The organism is Sporosarcina gallistercoris, from assembly GCF_050459885.1.
GTDB lineage: Bacteria > Bacillota > Bacilli > Bacillales_A > Planococcaceae > Sporosarcina > Sporosarcina gallistercoris_A.
In genome coordinates this window covers 128,306-145,834 of sequence record NZ_JBCMNO010000005.1, presented here as the reverse complement: position 1 = coordinate 145,834, position 17,529 = coordinate 128,306, and the positions used below count along the sequence as shown (strand labels likewise).

19 protein-coding genes are annotated in these 17,529 nt (G+C 43.5%); 2 read left to right on the top strand and 17 right to left on the bottom strand.

Annotation, left to right across the window (positions count from 1 at the left end):
• Positions 1-34: 34 nt before the first annotated feature.
• The 7 genes from dnaK to gpr all read right to left on the bottom strand — a co-directional run bounded on the left by dnaK (position 35) and on the right by gpr (position 8,723).
• Positions 35-1,861: a molecular chaperone DnaK gene (dnaK, locus tag ABE021_RS02635; protein WP_430286612.1), complete on the bottom strand. Its 1,827-nt coding sequence runs from the start codon at positions 1,859-1,861 to the stop codon at positions 35-37.
• 47 nt (positions 1,862-1,908) lie between these two features.
• The gene (gene grpE, locus ABE021_RS02630; RefSeq protein ID WP_430286611.1) at positions 1,909-2,481 is read right to left on the bottom strand and encodes a nucleotide exchange factor GrpE; all 573 of its coding nucleotides are present in this window, start codon (positions 2,479-2,481) and stop codon (positions 1,909-1,911) included.
• Positions 2,478-3,530, bottom strand: coding sequence for a heat-inducible transcriptional repressor HrcA (gene hrcA / locus ABE021_RS02625; protein ID WP_430286610.1), 1,053 nt, complete (start codon positions 3,528-3,530; stop codon positions 2,478-2,480). The genes grpE and hrcA overlap by 4 nt, the downstream gene beginning before the upstream one ends.
• Positions 3,531-3,625: 95 nt before the next feature.
• Entirely contained in the window at positions 3,626-4,759 is a 1,134-nt protein-coding gene (gene hemW, locus ABE021_RS02620; RefSeq protein ID WP_430286609.1) for a radical SAM family heme chaperone HemW, read from the bottom strand.
• A 71-nt stretch (positions 4,760-4,830) separates the two neighbouring features.
• Positions 4,831-6,654 (bottom strand): translation elongation factor 4, encoded by a 1,824-nt coding sequence (gene lepA, locus ABE021_RS02615; RefSeq protein ID WP_430286962.1) that lies wholly within the window; start codon positions 6,652-6,654, stop codon positions 4,831-4,833.
• Positions 6,655-6,837: 183 nt separating this feature from the next.
• Entirely contained in the window at positions 6,838-7,635 is a 798-nt protein-coding gene (spoIIP, locus tag ABE021_RS02610) for a stage II sporulation protein P (RefSeq protein WP_430286608.1), read from the bottom strand.
• A 44-nt stretch (positions 7,636-7,679) separates the two neighbouring features.
• On the bottom strand, positions 7,680-8,723 hold the full coding sequence (gene gpr / locus ABE021_RS02605) for a GPR endopeptidase (RefSeq protein WP_430286607.1): 1,044 nt from the start codon (positions 8,721-8,723) through the stop codon (positions 7,680-7,682).
• Positions 8,724-8,919: 196 nt separating this feature from the next.
• On the opposite strand from gpr, the gene rpsT reads away from it, so the two are divergent.
• The gene (rpsT, locus tag ABE021_RS02600) at positions 8,920-9,171 is read left to right on the top strand and encodes a 30S ribosomal protein S20 (RefSeq protein ID WP_191688036.1); all 252 of its coding nucleotides are present in this window, start codon (positions 8,920-8,922) and stop codon (positions 9,169-9,171) included.
• Positions 9,172-9,210: 39 nt separating this feature from the next.
• Here the strand turns inward: rpsT and holA are convergent, their stop codons facing one another.
• The gene (gene holA, locus ABE021_RS02595) at positions 9,211-10,221 is read right to left on the bottom strand and encodes a DNA polymerase III subunit delta (protein ID WP_430286606.1); all 1,011 of its coding nucleotides are present in this window, start codon (positions 10,219-10,221) and stop codon (positions 9,211-9,213) included.
• 156 nt (positions 10,222-10,377) lie between these two features.
• Between holA and ABE021_RS02590 the strand changes: the two genes are divergently transcribed.
• Entirely contained in the window at positions 10,378-10,512 is a 135-nt protein-coding gene (locus ABE021_RS02590; protein WP_025784809.1) for a YqzM family protein, read from the top strand.
• 51 nt (positions 10,513-10,563) lie between these two features.
• Here the strand turns inward: ABE021_RS02590 and ABE021_RS02585 are convergent, their stop codons facing one another.
• The 9 genes from ABE021_RS02585 to aroE form a co-directional block, all read right to left on the bottom strand.
• Positions 10,564-12,807, bottom strand: a complete 2,244-nt coding sequence (locus ABE021_RS02585; RefSeq protein WP_430286605.1) for a DNA internalization-related competence protein ComEC/Rec2 — start codon at positions 12,805-12,807, stop codon at positions 10,564-10,566.
• A gap of 50 nt (positions 12,808-12,857) precedes the next feature.
• The gene (locus ABE021_RS02580; protein ID WP_430286604.1) at positions 12,858-13,421 is read right to left on the bottom strand and encodes a ComE operon protein 2; all 564 of its coding nucleotides are present in this window, start codon (positions 13,419-13,421) and stop codon (positions 12,858-12,860) included.
• Positions 13,422-13,461: 40 nt separating this feature from the next.
• Complete coding sequence (locus tag ABE021_RS02575) at positions 13,462-14,097, bottom strand: helix-hairpin-helix domain-containing protein (RefSeq protein WP_430286603.1); 636 nt, start codon at positions 14,095-14,097, stop codon at positions 13,462-13,464.
• 90 nt (positions 14,098-14,187) lie between these two features.
• Positions 14,188-14,922, bottom strand: a complete 735-nt coding sequence (locus tag ABE021_RS02570) for a class I SAM-dependent DNA methyltransferase (RefSeq protein ID WP_430286602.1) — start codon at positions 14,920-14,922, stop codon at positions 14,188-14,190.
• Positions 14,919-15,269 (bottom strand): ribosome silencing factor, encoded by a 351-nt coding sequence (gene rsfS / locus ABE021_RS02565; RefSeq protein ID WP_430286601.1) that lies wholly within the window; start codon positions 15,267-15,269, stop codon positions 14,919-14,921. Before rsfS ends, ABE021_RS02570 begins: the two co-directional genes overlap by 4 nt.
• Before the next feature lie 15 nt (positions 15,270-15,284).
• Positions 15,285-15,839, bottom strand: a complete 555-nt coding sequence (gene yqeK, locus ABE021_RS02560; RefSeq protein ID WP_430286600.1) for a bis(5'-nucleosyl)-tetraphosphatase (symmetrical) YqeK — start codon at positions 15,837-15,839, stop codon at positions 15,285-15,287.
• Positions 15,826-16,398 carry a nicotinate-nucleotide adenylyltransferase gene (locus ABE021_RS02555; RefSeq protein WP_430286599.1) on the bottom strand — a complete coding sequence of 191 codons (573 nt, stop codon included), beginning with the start codon at positions 16,396-16,398 and terminating at the stop codon, positions 15,826-15,828. Before ABE021_RS02555 ends, yqeK begins: the two co-directional genes overlap by 14 nt.
• An 11-nt stretch (positions 16,399-16,409) precedes the next feature.
• Positions 16,410-16,700, bottom strand: a complete 291-nt coding sequence (yhbY, locus tag ABE021_RS02550; protein WP_430286598.1) for a ribosome assembly RNA-binding protein YhbY — start codon at positions 16,698-16,700, stop codon at positions 16,410-16,412.
• Positions 16,687-17,529 carry a shikimate dehydrogenase gene (gene aroE / locus ABE021_RS02545; RefSeq protein WP_430286597.1) on the bottom strand — a complete coding sequence of 281 codons (843 nt, stop codon included), beginning with the start codon at positions 17,527-17,529 and terminating at the stop codon, positions 16,687-16,689. Before aroE ends, yhbY begins: the two co-directional genes overlap by 14 nt.

The following is a 17,529-nucleotide window of genomic DNA, read 5'->3' as shown; positions in this document are numbered from 1 at the left end:
CGGACTTTGACTTTTCCGTCAATCTTTTGCTGATTTAGTTTTTCTTATCGTCTTCTACTTCCGAGAAGTCAGCATCAACGACACTATCATCGGAACCTGTTGCGTTTTCGCCTTGTGCATTAGCTTCTGCTTGAGCTTGCTCATACATTTTCATCGTCATTTGTTGAACGACTTGTTCAAGTGCATCTTTCTTCTCTTTCATCTCTTCCAGGTTGTTCGCTTCAATAGCAGCTTTCAATGCGTCTTTCGCATCTTCAACGCTTTTCACTTCTTCTTCAGATACTTTGCCTTCCAAGTCCTTCAATGTCTTTTCAGCCATGAATACGAGTTGGTCTGCTTCGTTACGAAGATCCGCTTCTTCTCTTTGTTTCTTATCTTCTTCCGCATGTGCTTCAGCGTCTTTTACCATGCGATCGATTTCATCGTCAGAAAGACCTGAACTAGACTGGATTGTAATATTCTGCTCTTTTTGAGTTCCCATATCTTTTGCTTTAACTGTAACAATACCGTTCTTGTCGATATCGAATGTTACTTCGATTTGCGGAACGCCGCGTGGAGCCGGTGGAATATCCGTCAATTGGAAACGGCCAAGCGTCTTGTTATCAGTTGCCATCGCACGCTCACCTTGCAACACGTGGATGTCTACTGCTGGCTGGTTATCCGCAGCAGTTGAAAATACTTGAGATTTACTTGTCGGAATCGTTGTATTTCGTTCGATTAGTTTTGTAAATACACTGCCCATCGTTTCAATACCAAGAGATAATGGTGTAACGTCAAGCAATACTACGTCTTTTACATCACCAGTAAGGATAGATCCTTGAACAGCCGCACCCATCGCTACTACTTCGTCCGGGTTCACGCCTTTAAATGGCTCTTTGCCTGTTTCTTTCTTGATAGCTTCCTGCACTGCTGGAATACGTGTAGAACCACCAACTAGAATTACCCGATCCAAATCTGAAGGGGATAGGTCAGCATCTTTGATAGCTTGACGAGTTGGAATCATTGAACGCTCAACAAGTGCAGCTGTCAATTCGTCGAACTTAGCACGAGTTAACGAAATCTCCAAGTGAAGAGGTCCTGCTTCTCCAGCTGTAATGAATGGAAGAGAGATTTGTGTAGATGTGACACCCGACAAATCTTTTTTAGCTTTTTCTGCGGCATCTTTCAAACGCTGCATCGCCATTTTATCTTTAGAAAGATCGATTCCATTCTCTTTGCGGAACTCTTGTACAAGATAATCGATGATCACATCATCGAAATCGTCTCCACCTAATTTATTATCTCCGGCAGTTGAGCGCACTTGGAATACTCCGTCACCAAGTTCAAGGATGGATACGTCAAATGTACCGCCCCCGAGGTCATACACCAGAATGGTTTGGTCTTCTTCGGTTTTATCCAACCCGTAAGCAAGTGCTGCGGCTGTTGGCTCGTTGATGATTCGTTCAACTTCAAGTCCAGCGATTTTACCTGCATCTTTTGTTGCTTGACGCTGTGCATCGTTGAAATACGCAGGTACTGTAATTACAGCTTTAGTAACTTTTTCACCTAGATACTCTTCAGCATACCCTTTCATATATTGAAGGATCATAGCAGAAATCTCTTGTGGAGAGTATTCTTTATCTTCCACTTTTTCTTTGTAGTCCGTTCCCATGTGACGCTTAACAGACATGATCGTGTTAGGGTTCGTGATTGACTGGCGTTTAGCAACTTCACCGATTTGCCGTTCTCCATTTTTAAATGCAACAACAGATGGAGTTGTACGGTTACCTTCCGGATTTGGAATTACCTTCGCTTCTCCGCCTTCATATACTGAAACTACTGAGTTTGTTGTTCCTAAGTCAATACCGATAATTTTGCTCATATTAAAATTCCTCCTAATTTGATTCATCAAAGTTTTTAGTTGAATGCTTATTCGTTCACTTTAACCATTGCCGGCCGGAGTACACGATCTTTCAACATATACCCTTTTTGCAATACTTCAAGCACAGATCCCGAAGGGAAGTTGTCATCCGAATCCGTCATGACAGCTTGGTGGAAATTCGGATCGAATTCAATTCCGGCTGCCTCAATTTCAGTTAATCCGGATGATTTCAATGCTTCCTCCAGGCTCCTGAATACCATTTCCATTCCGGTAAGAAGAGATTTAGCATCGTCACTTTCAACTTTCACAGAAAGTCCGCGTTCAAAGTTATCCAATACAGGAACAAGACTAGTTAACACTTCCTGTGCACTGTACTTTTGCAGTGCTTCTTTATCCAGCGCTGCCCTTCTACGGACATTATCCAAGTCCGCTAATACTCGAAGACGTCTGTTCTCTTCTTCCTGCAATTCCGATTTCAACTCTTCTATTTCAGCATCCTTCATCTCTTCTGCTGTCAGAGTCACTTGCTCTTCTTCAACTGGTTCAGAAGCAACTACCTCGTCCTGCTCTGCAATCGCTTCAGTTTCCAACTCTTCGGATGTTTGGTTTTTTTCTGTCATGATTCGTTCCTCCTGTCCGTTCTTCCATCAATCGTAAGTCTCGCTAGCGCGCTAGAAAGATCATCGCTTAAAATATCAAGTAAAGTTATCACTCTTCCATAGTCCATCCGTTTTGGCCCAATGATTGCAATCGACCCCGTCATATTCGTACCAACAGCGTATGCTGTCGTAATGACACTAAAATCATCCAGTGTTTGCTCATTGTTTTCGGAACCGATCCGGACTTGTATGCCAGCAAGATCATTTTTGAACAATGTGAGCGGCATTCCTTGCTCGATTGCTTCTAAAAACGTTTTTACTTTTTGAACATCATTGAATTCAGGTTGTTTCATCATGTTCATCTGTCCGCTGTAAAATAGTCTTTCCTCTGTTTTACCAGACATTGCGTCTTGTAAGGAAGTAAGAATATTACCTGCATTTTTGACATGCCGCTCAAAAAGCAGTTTCGATTCAGTAGCTAGTTTACGCGGAATTTCAGATAGCGGAGTCCCGATGAGACGTTCATTCAACAGATTGACCATTTTCTCTATATCCGAAGGTGTTAACCCATCTGCTGCATCGAATACATGATTTTCCACTCTTCCGCTATCCGTCACCATAATGGCGACTGCTTTCGTTCCTGACAATGGCACAATTGAAAACCGTTTCACTTTATGAGCCGTAGTATCTGGACCAAGCAAAACAGTCGTATAGTTCGTCAGTTCCGATAGAATAGATGCTGAATTTCGGATAAGCACTTCCGCTTCCAGAACTTTTTCCTGGAATACGGACCGTAATTGAAGGTTATCTTCCATTTTCAGCTTTTGAGGTGTCAGCAAGTGGTCGACATAAAATCGATATCCTTTTTCAGAAGGAACCCTTCCGGAAGATGTATGAGGTTTTTCAAGAAAACCCATCTCTTCTAGATCCGCCATCTCATTACGGATGGTCGCCGGACTAAAAGGAGCCTCCTCCTTTTTGGAAAGCTGCCGGGAGCCCACAGGCTGAGCGGATTCGATGAAGTCGTTAACCGTCAGTTGCAAGATAAGCAATTGTCTGTTTGTCAACATAATCATCACTCCTGTTAGCACTCCTTATTAATGAGTGCTAATACTATTCATAATTTATCAAATCAAAAGGACAGTGTCAAACATTTGAATCGTTTTCACCCAAGAAATTGCTGAAAAGCTTCATTCCCCTTGAATAGACCGCTTCGCGTGAGGCGAATTCGGTTCTCATGCAGTTCTAGCAAGTCTTTTCGGATCAGATCCTGGATGACCGCTCCATATCTCTCTTCCATTGAGACCCCGAATTTTTCTGCAAAAAGTTTGATTGAGACTCCTTCTATTTTTCGAAGCCCGAGGAACATTTCTTCCTCCATTCTTTCTTTAGGAGTTACAGTATTTTCTTCTATCCTCGGCAGTTGCCCGGTTTTCACATGCTCCATATAGCGTTTGAGCGGTGCGATATTGGCATAACGCACACCGTTAAGATAGCCATGTGCACCTGCTCCGATTCCCGCGTATTCATCATTCTCCCAATAGATCATATTATGGATGGATTCTTGCCCAGGAGTTGCGAAGTTACTGATTTCATATTGCAATCTTCCTGCCTGCTCCATCCTATTTATGAGTTCATCGAACATGACGGTCTCTTCATCTTCTCCTGGCAGCGGCAGTCGTCCTTTGTTCATCAAATTATAGAACACTGTTTTCGGCTCTACAATCAGCGAGTATCCTGAATAGTGGGGGAGCTCAAGAGCCAATGCTTGGTCCAATGTGTTTTTCCATTGAACTTGGGTTTGGCCGGGTAATGCATATATGAGATCGATACTAATATTGTCAAAGCCGGCTTGTCTAGCATTATTCACGACGTCAATCGCTTGTTGCGGGCTGTGGGAGCGTCCGATTTTTGTCAGAAGCTCTTCATCGAATGACTGAACACCGAGACTTAGCCGCTTGACTTGTCCATTTTTCAAGACAGTCAACTTATCTTGTGTTAACTCATCGGGATTCGCTTCAGTTGAAAACTCAGATAGACGGTTCACGTTTACGTGACTATGGACAATCTCAAGTAATCGATCTAACTGTTTTGCAGTCAGCGCTGTAGGAGTTCCTCCTCCAAAGAAGACTGTTTCGATTTTAGTGAAATCGGTTCCACTTTGTTTTAATAGCGTCAGCTCTTGGTCTATCGTTTCAATGTATTCATCCACTGGCTGGTTTTCAAAAAAAACTTTATTGAAATCGCAGTAGTGGCAGATCTGGTGGCAGAATGGGATGTGGATGTATATACCTCTCATTAGTTGCTTTCCCTCCTGTAAACGCCAAACAGAGGGCTATACGCCCTCTGTTTGTGCAGCTTGTCGTTCAATTATTCCTCGTCCATACGCAGTACTGCCATGAACGCCTCTTGAGGCACTTCTACAGATCCTACTTGTTTCATCTTTTTCTTACCTTCTTTTTGCTTTTCAAGAAGTTTTCTTTTTCGGGAAATGTCTCCTCCATAGCATTTTGCAAGAACATTTTTCCCCATGGACTTAATTGTTGAACGTGCGATGATTTTTTGTCCGATTGCAGCTTGAACGGGAACTTCGAACTGCTGACGCGGAATTAAGGATCTCAACTTTTCAACAATGGCTTTCCCTCGATCGTAAGCAAAATCACGGTGTACGATGAAGCTTAACGCATCCACAGTTTCCCCGTTCAACAGAATATCCATTTTATTCAGTTTCGATTTCTTATACCCGATCAATTCGTAGTCAAGCGATGCATACCCTTTTGTCCCCGATTTCAACTGGTCGAAGAAATCATAGACGATTTCAGCCAATGGCAGTTCATAAATAATATTGACACGGGAAGAATCCATATAATCCATTGTTAAGAAGTTCCCGCGTTTTTTCTGGCAGAGTTCCATGACTGCACCGACATAGTCATTCGGTACCATAATCGATGCTTTCACATAAGGTTCTTCTACGTATTCCGTTTTTTGAGCATCCGGCATCATGGAAGGATTGTCCACTTTCATTTCACTGCCATCCGTCAAGACAACATTGTAGATTACGCTTGGTGCCGTTGTGATTAGATCGATATTGAACTCTCTTTCAATCCGCTCTTGTATGATCTCCATATGAAGGAGTCCTAAAAACCCACAACGGTAGCCGAAGCCGAGTGCTTGTGAAGTTTCTGCTTCATATTCCAAAGCCGAGTCATTCAGCTCCAGTTTTTCAAGTGCTTCACGGAGGTCGTTATACTTGGATGTATCAATCGGATACAGTCCGCAGAACACCATAGGGTTCATCTTACGGTACCCTTCTAAAGCTTTGTCTGCTGGGTTCTCTGCAAGTGTTATCGTATCACCCACCCGTGTATCCCCGACTGTTTTTATAGCCGCAGACAAATAGCCAACATCTCCTACAGTCAATTCGTCACGCGGTGAAATCTTCGGAGTGAAGACTCCGAGATCGACGACTTCGAATTCTTTGCCTGTTGCCATCATTCGAATGGTGTCTCCTGGTTTAACGGAACCTTCCATGATTCGAATATTGACGATGACCCCTTTATATTGATCGTAATGGGAGTCAAATATCAATGCCTTCAGAGGCGCACTCGGGTCACCTGTTGGAGCTGGTACTTTTTCAACGATTTGTTCAAGGATTTCTTCAATTCCTATTCCTGCTTTTGCTGATGCCAAGACTGCTTCTGATGCATCGATGCCGATTACATTTTCGATTTCGTCTTTCACACGTTCAGGATCAGCTGCCGGCAAATCGATTTTGTTGATAACCGGGATGATTTCCAAGTCATTATCCAGAGCTAAGTATACATTTGCAAGCGTCTGCGCTTCGATACCTTGAGCAGCATCCACTACAAGGATTGCCCCTTCGCATGCTGCTAAGCTGCGGGATACTTCGTACGTAAAGTCGACGTGTCCTGGTGTATCAATCAAGTGGAAAGTATAATCTTCCCCATTTTTAGCAGTATATGAAATCTGTACCGCATTCAGTTTAATGGTGATTCCTCGCTCACGTTCAAGATCCATCGAGTCCAAGGTTTGGGATTTCATCTCACGCGCAGATATCGTCTCAGTTTTTTCAAGCAAGCGATCTGCGAGAGTGGATTTCCCGTGATCAATATGAGCGATGATTGAAAAGTTCCGTATGTTTTTCTGTCTATCCAATTTCTGTTGATGATTCATCATAATTTTCACTCCTAATTCGGCTAGTATGAATTATAGCAGAAACCGGGCTGGGGTGTTACACATTTCCTTTTACCTCCGTATTAATTCCATGTTTCCAAGAAAAACGCAAAAAAAGGGAAGCTGGAAACGCTTCCCTTTCTATACCCGTACTTATTCTCATGCTTTCTCGATTCCATCCATTTATTCATCTGCAAATGACGAAGCAGCCGCTTCCGCGATTACAGAAATCGTCCGATTCAATTCTTCTTCGGTATTTCCGATTCCTCCAAGTTCCACGAGAACCAAGCCAGGATGGAGGTCCTGATTGTACTTTCCATCCACCCCCGGGCCCCCTTTAACAAGAATATTGCGTGTGATCCCCGGTACTCGGGCTTCCAAATGCCCATTTAACCGCTTAGCTACTTCGTAGTTCTTAGAATAATTCTTATGTTCTTTGCCGATGACAAATGCTATTTTGGCATATCGCTCTCCATCCACAGTAACTGTGGTTTTGTCCGCAGTCACAGAGTCACGATGAATATCCAATACGATATCGTAGGTTTTGTTTGCAAGTGATTCCTGTAAATAAGGACGAATCGCTTTATAGGATCGATGATAAGGGATTCCCTTTTTCGCCATCACCTTTTGAATATCAACTGGTAGCAAATCGGCTTCGATCCCAAATGCAGCAAACTGCAATTGAAGTTTCTCTCCTAATTTCGTGATGTTTTCCGATTTGTGAGAAACCGCAACTTTTCCGTCATTAGCGAGAGTAATCGGCTCATAAGCTTCTTCAGAATGTGTAAAATGGATCAATACTTTCTTATCACTTGAAGGTTTTGGTGCTTCGAGTACATTGGATGCGTAAACAATATATGCCTTTTGTTTCAGCATTACGGATGAACTGTCCGATTGTTTCGCGGGAAGCAATTGCAGCAGGATTGGAAATAGAAATAGGATAAGTACAGCAAGAGTCCAGATTTTCAGTGTTTTTTTCAAGAGTCATCCCCCCGTCTCCGCTACTATATGCAGAAAGACGCAAGTCAAGAACTCTGTTTAATATTACGTATCCAGCAGCTAAGGGAAGTCGAAAGGGCTGCGGAATAATGTTGTACCCAGCTATCGATTTCTTTAGGTGAAATGAACGTTTTCAACTGATGGTTGGACAGGACTTCTTCAAATAATTGGACACGCTCTTCGTGAGGCCACGAGGCCCAATCCCCAAACACCGGCACTAAGTTTTGCCGATCAGCACTTTTAGTATCGGAATGGAGCCACGGTGTAACTGAAAGTCGTGAAGACGGTTTGCTTTCTTCTTCGATTTTAGCGGCCATATATCCGAATAACGTATCAATTGCGTCCGCTATCAGTACAGGACCATCCACTACCGTCGGGATACCAATTGCTATAACAGGCACGCCTAACGTTTCTTGTGACACTTCTTTGCGGCTATTTCCCACACCAGAACCCGGGTGGATTCCGGTGTCTGTGAGTTGGATGGTTCTGCATAATCTCGAACTGTCGCGTGCGGCAAGGGCATCAATGACTATGAGTAAATCCGGATGAACCACGTCCACGACCGCTTTTATAAAGTCTGCTGTTTCCAATCCTGTTTGAATCGTCACACCTGGTGAATATACAAATACATCAGCGCCATCCTCTTTATAGTAATCAGGTACAACTGCGTTAAGACGCTCCATTGTCAACGGACCAACCGCATCCGGAGTTACGTCTTTGTTACCAAGTCCTATGAATAAAAGTTTACTATCTTCCTTCAACTGCAAAGGCTCTGTCAATTTTTTCAGCTGCTGTGTCATCATTTTCGCTAATTTCTTTAACCCTGCATGGTCATCTGCATGTAACAAGGGGTCTGTCAGCGTAATGTACGTCCCCTTTTTCTTCCCTATCCGTTTCTCCCCTTCTCCGTCGACAACTACTGTAGTTAAAATCGTTCTGTCCTTTTTTTCTTCGTTGAACTGAATACCAGCTGACTCATCGAGTTTTTCTTTTTCCTCTGAAGTTCGGTGTCTCACCATCTCTTCACTCTCAACGACTAGATCCGTCCTATAAAAGTCGTAGTTTTCCATGATCATCACCTCTTTTACAAGTGTGTACGTGATGGTTACTTTTTATGCTTTGTCGTTTTTTTGACAGGAGATTCTTCCTATCTGCGTTTAGTTGTTGCATAAATGGCCTGAGTTTGATAAAATTATTTTTGTTATAAAGAGATATCCGAGAGATCGTGGAAACACTCTTCTTACCTGATTTCTGGAGGTGAATGAAATGCCAAACATTAAAGGTGCAATCAAACGCGTTAAGCAGAGCAACGCGACTAACGAACAAAACTCACGCACAAAGTCTGCAATGCGTTCTGCTTTGCGTAAAGCTGATGTTGCAATCGACAACAAAGCTGACAATGCAGAGGAATTGAAGCGCGCTGCTATTAAATCATTGGACACTGCTGCCAGCAAAGGCCTTATCCATAAAAATACAGCTGCACGTCAAAAAGCACGTCTTACAAAAAAAGCTTTGTAATTTTAAAAGCTGTCCGTCAATGACGGGCAGCTTTTTTTGTTATAGTTTTTCCATGAAAAACAGTTCGAGGACCCTTTCCCGGCTTCCGGAAGTGGATTTCAATTTCAAATCGATCGTCGCGAGTTCATTCAATACTCGCAATAACCGTTGTTCTGAAGGACTGTTTCGATTATTCATGACTAATTTCACACGGTATGGATGCACATTGAGTGCACTGGCAATTTGTTGTTGATGGTACCCTTTTCTCTTTAACGTTCCCACATGCAACATGAGACGGACTTGACCGGCTATTAACGAAGTCATAGCAATCGGTTCTTCGCCACTTCTCAATAGATCGTGATACATCGCCAACGTTTGCGCTCGATTTCCAGCAATATAAGTATCCGTTAGTCTGAAAATCTCTGTTTCCGGAGATCTTGGAACCAAATTATCAATTACTTCTCTTGTAACCATCCCTGCCTCCCCTAAATAAGAAGCAAGTTTCTCAAGTTCTTTAGACAGCTGCATCATATTCTCCCCCGTTGTTTCCACGAGGTAGTCAGCTATATCCCTATCTATCACCACTCCGAAAGCCGTCCCTTGCTGCTGCACCCAAACTGTCAGGTCAGTCCCAGACAGCTTATTCGCTTCAATGACAATTGCTTTTGACGTCATCATTTTCGTGATTTTTTTCCTGGAATCCAATTTTTCATAAGGTGCCGTAAAAATAACCGTCGCTGTCGGCGAGGGATTTTGCAGCCATGCTTCAAGTTGATCAAGCGGGTGCTCGATCTTTTCTTTTCCTCGCTCTTTCGCTTTTAGGAACGATGCATTTTTAGCGACAATCACCTTTCGTTCTTGTAAGAAAGGGAGCGTATCCGCCTCCTCGATTACACGATCGACGGATGTTTCCTCCATGTCGAAGTACATGATATCCTGATGCTCTATACCAGGCATTTCAGTAATGATTTTAGCCAATGTCTGCTGTAACAAATACAGCTCAGTTCCTGTTAATAAATAAACAGGCTGTTCCGGATTTTTTCTTATTTCTTTCCATGCTGCTGACACCATAGTCAATCACCTCATTCGCTAATTCTAATTATACATGACAGATGTTGTGTATGGAGAATTTGTGACAAATTGAAACGCAATTGCCATATCTCTGTTTTACTGTGGATTTTTAAGTTCCTTTGTTCTATACTTGAAGTTGAATCAGGAGGTGTAGCAATGAACGAATTCGAAAAGGACGTCCAGTCCAAACGTAACGATCTTCTTGACTCAGGTGTTGGCTTCATTGTATCTTTCGTAGGTTTCTCTTTAATTTGGGTAATTGCTACGATTGTCGAAGTCGCTGCACGCTGATCAGACAATAGCTGAACAAAGAAAGACTCCACAATTTGGAGTCTTTCTTTTTTATCTTGTAAACGTTGGTATTAACGTATCTCCATCTATGTGCAAGATGACAGTTCCATGCTCGGCTGTTGAAAACACTTTTACATTTCGAGTTAAAAGACGTTCTACGACCTCATCATGAGGATGTCCATACCGGTTATTGCGACCAACAGAAATGACCGCGAAGTCGGGCTGCAACAAGTTTAAGAACTCTTCCGTTGTCGAGGTCTTACTTCCATGGTGACCGATTTTCAAAATAAGCGGTGTAAGTGCTGTCTTTTTGTATTTCTGAATGATCTTCTGTTCTCCCTTCATTTCCAAATCACCCGTGAATAACAAGTAGCCATAATCATTTTTCATCAGTAATACGAGTGAACTGTCATTATGTGAGTATTCTTCATCGAATGGCGATACGTACGTAAATTCCGTTCGATCGGTTCTCCACCCCTCTCCCGCCCGCATGCTAAGGACCTGTATCTTTTTACGCTGTGCTTCCCCTAACAGAGGAATCATATTTTCTTCTATCAAACTTCCAACAGGGGCATGGACCTCCTTGACCCTGAGTTCTTGGAGCACTTCCTCCGATCCTTCCATATGATCATCGTGAGCATGGGAAATGATTAACTTGTCTATCGTGCTGATCCCCTTTCCTTTTAAATAGGGGACCACAATCTGTCTGCCTACTTCAAATTGTTTCTCAGGGGTTTTCCATGTTGGTGGGCCGATTGAGACAAACCCTCCAGTATCGATCACATATACTCCTTTGCGATAACCGAGTTCAATTACGATGCTGTCTCCTTGTCCGACATCCAAAAAAGAAACATACGTAGTGGAATCCATATACGGTTTGATATGAAAAAGAATCGCTGGAACGAGGACAATTACAAGTCCTACTAGTTTCCTATTCCACCGTTCGATCACGAGAAAGGCACACGCAATGCTCAGACACATGCCTATCAACCATGGTGTTTCCGGTTTACCGGCGGTCCAGACTTGCCAAGGTATGTCAGCCAACCAACTGGTAGCGGTTGAGACGGTGTTACGGAACGGTTCATATATGTAGAACAAAGGTGCTGAAACTGCATGAGAAAGGAATGACACGAACAGTAATACAATGTTACTCGGCAGAATGATTATCGAGTACAAAGGGACGTATACTAAATTCACAAGAAAGGACGACAGTGATAATTCATAGAAGTGAACTAATAAGATCGGCGCAAGCGCCACTTGTGTAATCGCTGTGACACTTGCGGAAATTGCAAGAACCGATTGTTGTTTCTGCAGATAAGACGCAGAATACAGCAACGAGAAAGCAGCCATATAGGAAAGCTGAAATCCTGGTTGAAACAGCACATATGGCTTAATCACGATAAACCCTATCGCACTCAGCGCTAACGCGTCGTCCATTTTCAATTTCAATTTTCCGGTTGCTGATACAAGCAACAGCATCGTCACGGAAACGGCACGCCAGACTGAAGGCGCGCCTCCTGCGATCAGCGCATAGCAAGGTAAGAGGAATAGCAAGATCGCATCGATCGTCTCAATGCGGACGCGTAACCGTTTTGCCATGATACGGAGCATAACCGTTAATAGACCAACATGAAGTCCAGAGATTGCGAACAAGTGGGTGATGCCCAGTTTCCTATATTCAGATGATAGTTCCGCATCCATGCCGCTCCGATCACCTATAAGTAATGCTTCAGCTTCTGTTTGCAAGGAAACGGGAAACGCGTTCTTAATGTGATTGTTAACAGCAGTTCGTCTCTCTGCTAATCGAGTCCATGGCCGATCCACTCTTCCGTGTACAGACATTTGTGTTGCACGGAAGAGAAAGGAGGCACCATTCATACGGAGATAAGAAGCCATATTAAATGAAAACTCATGTGCAGGAGGTTCTGGAAGTTCAAGTGTCCCTTGTACGGAAACCCTCCTGCCTGCCAAGTGAATTTCCAGCAGACGATTTTTTTCTTGTTCACTTTCGATAGAGTATATGACGTAATATGCTATTCCATCAGAGTTTTTTGCAAAACCTTTCACTTTACCGCCATCAATTTTGACAGCTTCCGTCCATTGCAAAGACTGTATTATAGGTTCGTCGGTCTGAATAGGTGTGTGTGTGGATATATAATTTACGAAGTAGTAATAAGAAAGCGAGCTGACTGCAAGCAGTATGAGTAAATTGGGGAAGTCTTTTTTTCTAGTCAGAATGAGGGGAAGCAGAAGGATGTTGAACCATAACAATCCAGTAGGACCGTATGCAGCCATAGCTGATACGGTTACTGAAATTGTCCAGTATATCAAGCGAGTTTTCGGTATTAGTTTCCGAATAGCTTCTGTGCACGTTCCGAAAAACTTTTCAGGTCGTTTTCTGGAACATCCATCTGTTGCATTGTTTGCAGCATATCGTTAAACAGTTTCTCCTTAGAAGCTTTCTCGAAATCCAAGGTGCGTCCATCAAATGGAATATGTTCGACGTCAATTCCTGCATGCTTAAACAATTCAATTGCATACTCACTATTGCGATAATCCGTACCGTAATAGACCTTGGAAATACCAGCTTGAATAATCGCTTTTGAACATTGCAAACAAGGGAAATGCGTCACATATAACGTGGAACCTGCAGCAGGAATCCCGTATTTACCGCATTGTAAAAGAGCATTCATTTCCGCGTGAATCGTACGGATGCAATGATTGTCAACAACATAGCATCCTTTGTCGATGCAATGATCACCGCCAGATACAGATCCGTTATACCCTCCAGCAATAATTCGATTGTCCCGTACAATGACTGCGCCTACAGCCAGCCGTGTGCACGTACTTCGAACAGCAAGCAGGCTGCATTGCGCCATAAAAAACTGTTCCCATGTAATTCTCTCCATACATTCCCCTCCGTACTTTACATTGTGATGACATGTCCGTTCACTTAACGGTAATCGCATCGGACAAAGCTTCAAATGTCTTTTCGCCGATACCCGAAACCTTCGTTAAATCCTCTTTTGTTTGAAATGCACCTTGTTCGGTTCGATATTTGATGATAGCTGCGGCCTTAGACGGCCCGATTCCCGTTAAGGTCATCAACTGAGTCTCATCCGCAATGTTAATATTAACTAATATCGAACCCGATTCACTTGAACCGGTCTCTTCAACTGTGGACGATTCGAATACAGGCAGCTCTTCACCAACCAGCGGCACATAGATTACCGCCTCATCAGTCAGACGCTGTGCGTGATTGAGAAGTCTGCTGTCTGCGTCAGACGTGTAACCTCCTGCTGCCGTTATGGCGTCAATCAGACGCTGTCCTTCCTGTAGTGTATACACATTAGGATGCAGAACAGCACCTTTCACATCTACGACAATAATTTGGGGAGGCTGGATGACAGGTTCAGAAGCCTCTTCTATCACTTCATTTTCAGACGGCATTTCAAGTGAGTCGTACAAACTTTCATCAGGGAGAAGCTCGTCATCTCCTTGTCCTCGGGGAAAGAACAAAAAGGCAGAGATAACTGCCGCTATTGCAAGAGGAGTGGTGAACTTCCGCCATTTTCCAAAGATCAATTCAGAAAACAGACTATTTCACCCTTTCTTTGACATGCTGATGCATGGAGTCCCCTATACTATACCGCATAATCAAAGGAAGCGGTACAGTTATTTACGGAGTTGAAAAAATATTCGCTCACTCTCTTCTTCTGGTGCTTCATCCGACCAATCCGCAAAAATTCGTTCCACAGAAAATCCTGCTTGCTCCAGCCATTCTACATATGTCATGACCGGAAACGTCCGTTGATAATGGACTTCGTCAAAACGAGTATAACGGTCATCTTCTTCACGTACGAAAAAGGCGAGTTCCGAGTGAATAGAATGAGGTTCTTCCCCTTCTTCCGTCTCCCATATGTACGATATCTTCTTACTATCATAGGTGAATGGACTTTCCATGAAAAGTACATCCGTTTTGTATGTGGAATGGACATCGAACAGGAACACCCCACCTGGACGAAGCGCCTCATGTACCTTTTTGAATGTTTGTTTCACATCGTGCTCGTTTTCCAGGTAATTCAGTGAATCAATCGGAATCACTGCCGCATCGTACTGTCCAGATACACTCAAGTGCTGCATAGCCTGATGTAAAAATTCAATAGATGGAAAACGCTCACTTGCCCGATCTCTAGCGACAGCAAGCATCTCTTTAGACAAATCAATTCCCGTGACGTCTGCCCCTCTTTCGGCAAGAAGAACGGAAAGAATCCCGGTGCCGCAAGCGACATCCAGGATCTTTTTACCTGATAACCCATGTAACGCTGTATCCACTAAGTCGACATATGCCGGATATGGAATATCTAACATCAGCTCATCGTATACAGACGCAAATTGAGCATACATCATTGGACTGAGCTGTCTCCAACTTCGATCATCGGAGCATCGCCCCAAAGCCGTTCCAAGTTATAGAAGCCGCGCTCGTCTTTGTGGAATATGTGGGCAACAACATCCCCAAGGTCCACCAGTACCCAGCGGCCTGAATCCATTCCTTCGATCCGTTTTACTTCATAATTTTCTTCAGAGGCTTTGTCCGCAATTTCGCGAGCAATGGCTTGCACTTGACGCTCAGAGTTCGCATGACAGATTACAAAGTTGTCTGCAATTAAAGAGACGCCTTCCATATTTAGTACGACAATGTCTTCTGCACGTTTGTCGTCAGCTGCTTTAAATGTTACTTCTAATAATGTTGGCATTGTTTCACTTTCCTTTCACTTCACAAAATAATTGTAGCACTCAATCGAGTCCGGGTATACTGGTACCTGTTTTCCAATTAAGTATGTAATACTATGCGTAATGCATGCCCGCATTGCTTGGTGTAACGAGCCTTCTGCAGAATGACGCAATTCGTCAATCCCGGGAAAGTTCCGGGCAGGTTCTGTCATATCTGCAATATACAAAATCATTTCCAGATTGGACATATTTGCTCTGCCAGTCGTGTGGAAGCGAATTGCATTTAAAATGTCTTCGCTCTGCACTCCGAACTCTTCACGGGCTATGATAGCTCCTGCAGGGGCATGCCATAGCTCTTTATGGAAGTCAAATAACATTGGATTTTCTTGATGTGCCATTAAAAGTTTCTGCATTTCCTCGGTATCCATGAATTTCGCAATATCATGAAATAGAGCAGCCGTTTCTGCTTCTTCAACCGACTCGCCATGCATTCCAGCAAGTGATCTAGCCGTCTCAGTCACACGTAACACGTGCTGGAAACGCTGATGGGGCATCCGCTCTTGCAATTCCTGAATAAGGTTAGCAGGTTCCATATAAGCCCTCCTGACGTATATAGTCATCCACACCCCTCGGTAATAAATAGGCAGTCGTTTTATGTGATGCATATTTTGCTCTAAGGAGAGTGGAAGAGACATCAATTAACGGCGTGTCTACATAGATAATTGGAAAGTCCGTTATACGCAAAGTACCCGGTCTCTGGACACCGACAAAACGAACCATCTTGATCAGTTCGTCGATTTTGTACCAAGTATGCAAAGAATCCACCATATCTCCGCCGATTATGAAATAAAATTCGGTATCCGGTTCTTTTGCAAGTAGACGCTGCATTGTATCGAGCGTATAAGAAACGCCCCCGAAACGCACTTCTTCATCACAACTGCGTAGATAGTGGTTTCCTTGCACTGCCAGCTCCGTCATCGCAAGACGCTGACTGGATGTGGCAGTATCAGGCAATTTCTTATGCGGAGGAATTGCTGTCGGCATAAGCCACACTTCTTCCAATCCAAGTGCTTCTCGCACTTCACTTGCCATAATGAGATGTCCGATATGCGGCGGGTTAAACGTACCGCCAAGAATCCCGATTTTCCGCATGTCTTCACTCCTTATGGTAAAACGATCTTCTTCTTCTCCGTTGACTCTCTATAAAGAACAATCGTTTTGCCAATGATTTGGACAACTTCGAATCCAGCCTGCTGCCCCAGAATGTCAGCAATCTCTTCTTTGTCCTGCTCACAATTTTGCAGTACAGATAGTTTAATCAGTTCTCTAGCTTCTAATGCTTCTTCAATTTGTTTTATGATTGCGTCCGTCAAACCACTCTTACCAATTTGAAATATAGGTTGTAAGTGATGCGCTTCACTACGTAAATAGCTCTTTTGTTTACTTGTCAGCATGTTGATCCTCCAATTGTTGTGTAAGTCGTTCCATCATTTCAACAGTACCTGGGCGAATGCCTGTCCATTTCTCAAAAGCAAGTGCTCCTTGGTGGACAAACATACCAATCCCATTTGCTGTTTCTGCTCCATTTTTCCGGGCAGTTGCTAAAAATTCCGTTTCCAGAGGATTATAGATAATATCAATGGCGGCGGTTCCCGGTGCAATATTTAAAGGTTCCAGAGGCATGCCCTCAGAGGAATACGCCATTCCTACAGAAGTCGTTTGAATAATGATTCCGTAACGTGCAAGTTGCCGCTCTGCTTCGGCGATCGTTATACAACTAGAATCAGATAATCGTTCACTTAACTCCTCAGCATTCGCCATTGTGCGATTGGTGAACGTAATCGGTCCGTATCCAGCACTGCGTAGTGCAAAAGCAATCCCCTTCGCGGCGCCGCCAGCTCCAATGATTAATATCTCATCTGCTTTACGGTCATCGCCATACTTTTCTTCCAGTGCACGCACAAAACCGGGTCCATCCGTATTATACCCAACTAATGAGCCTTCTTCCTCAATCACTACAGTATTGACCGCATCCATAAGTGCAGCTGCATCATCGACACTGCCTAGAAAAGGGAGTATATCACTTTTATGCGGCACCGTCACATTCCAACCACTACAGCCTAATGATTTCAAGCTCTCAGTAACGGCCTGCAGATTTTCGGATTTCGCATGAATGGGTAGATATGCGGCATCGATCCCATTTTCCCGGAGCCAGTAATCGTGCATACCAGGAGACATCGATTGTGCAACCGGGTCTCCAATGACCGCAAACCATTTTTTCAT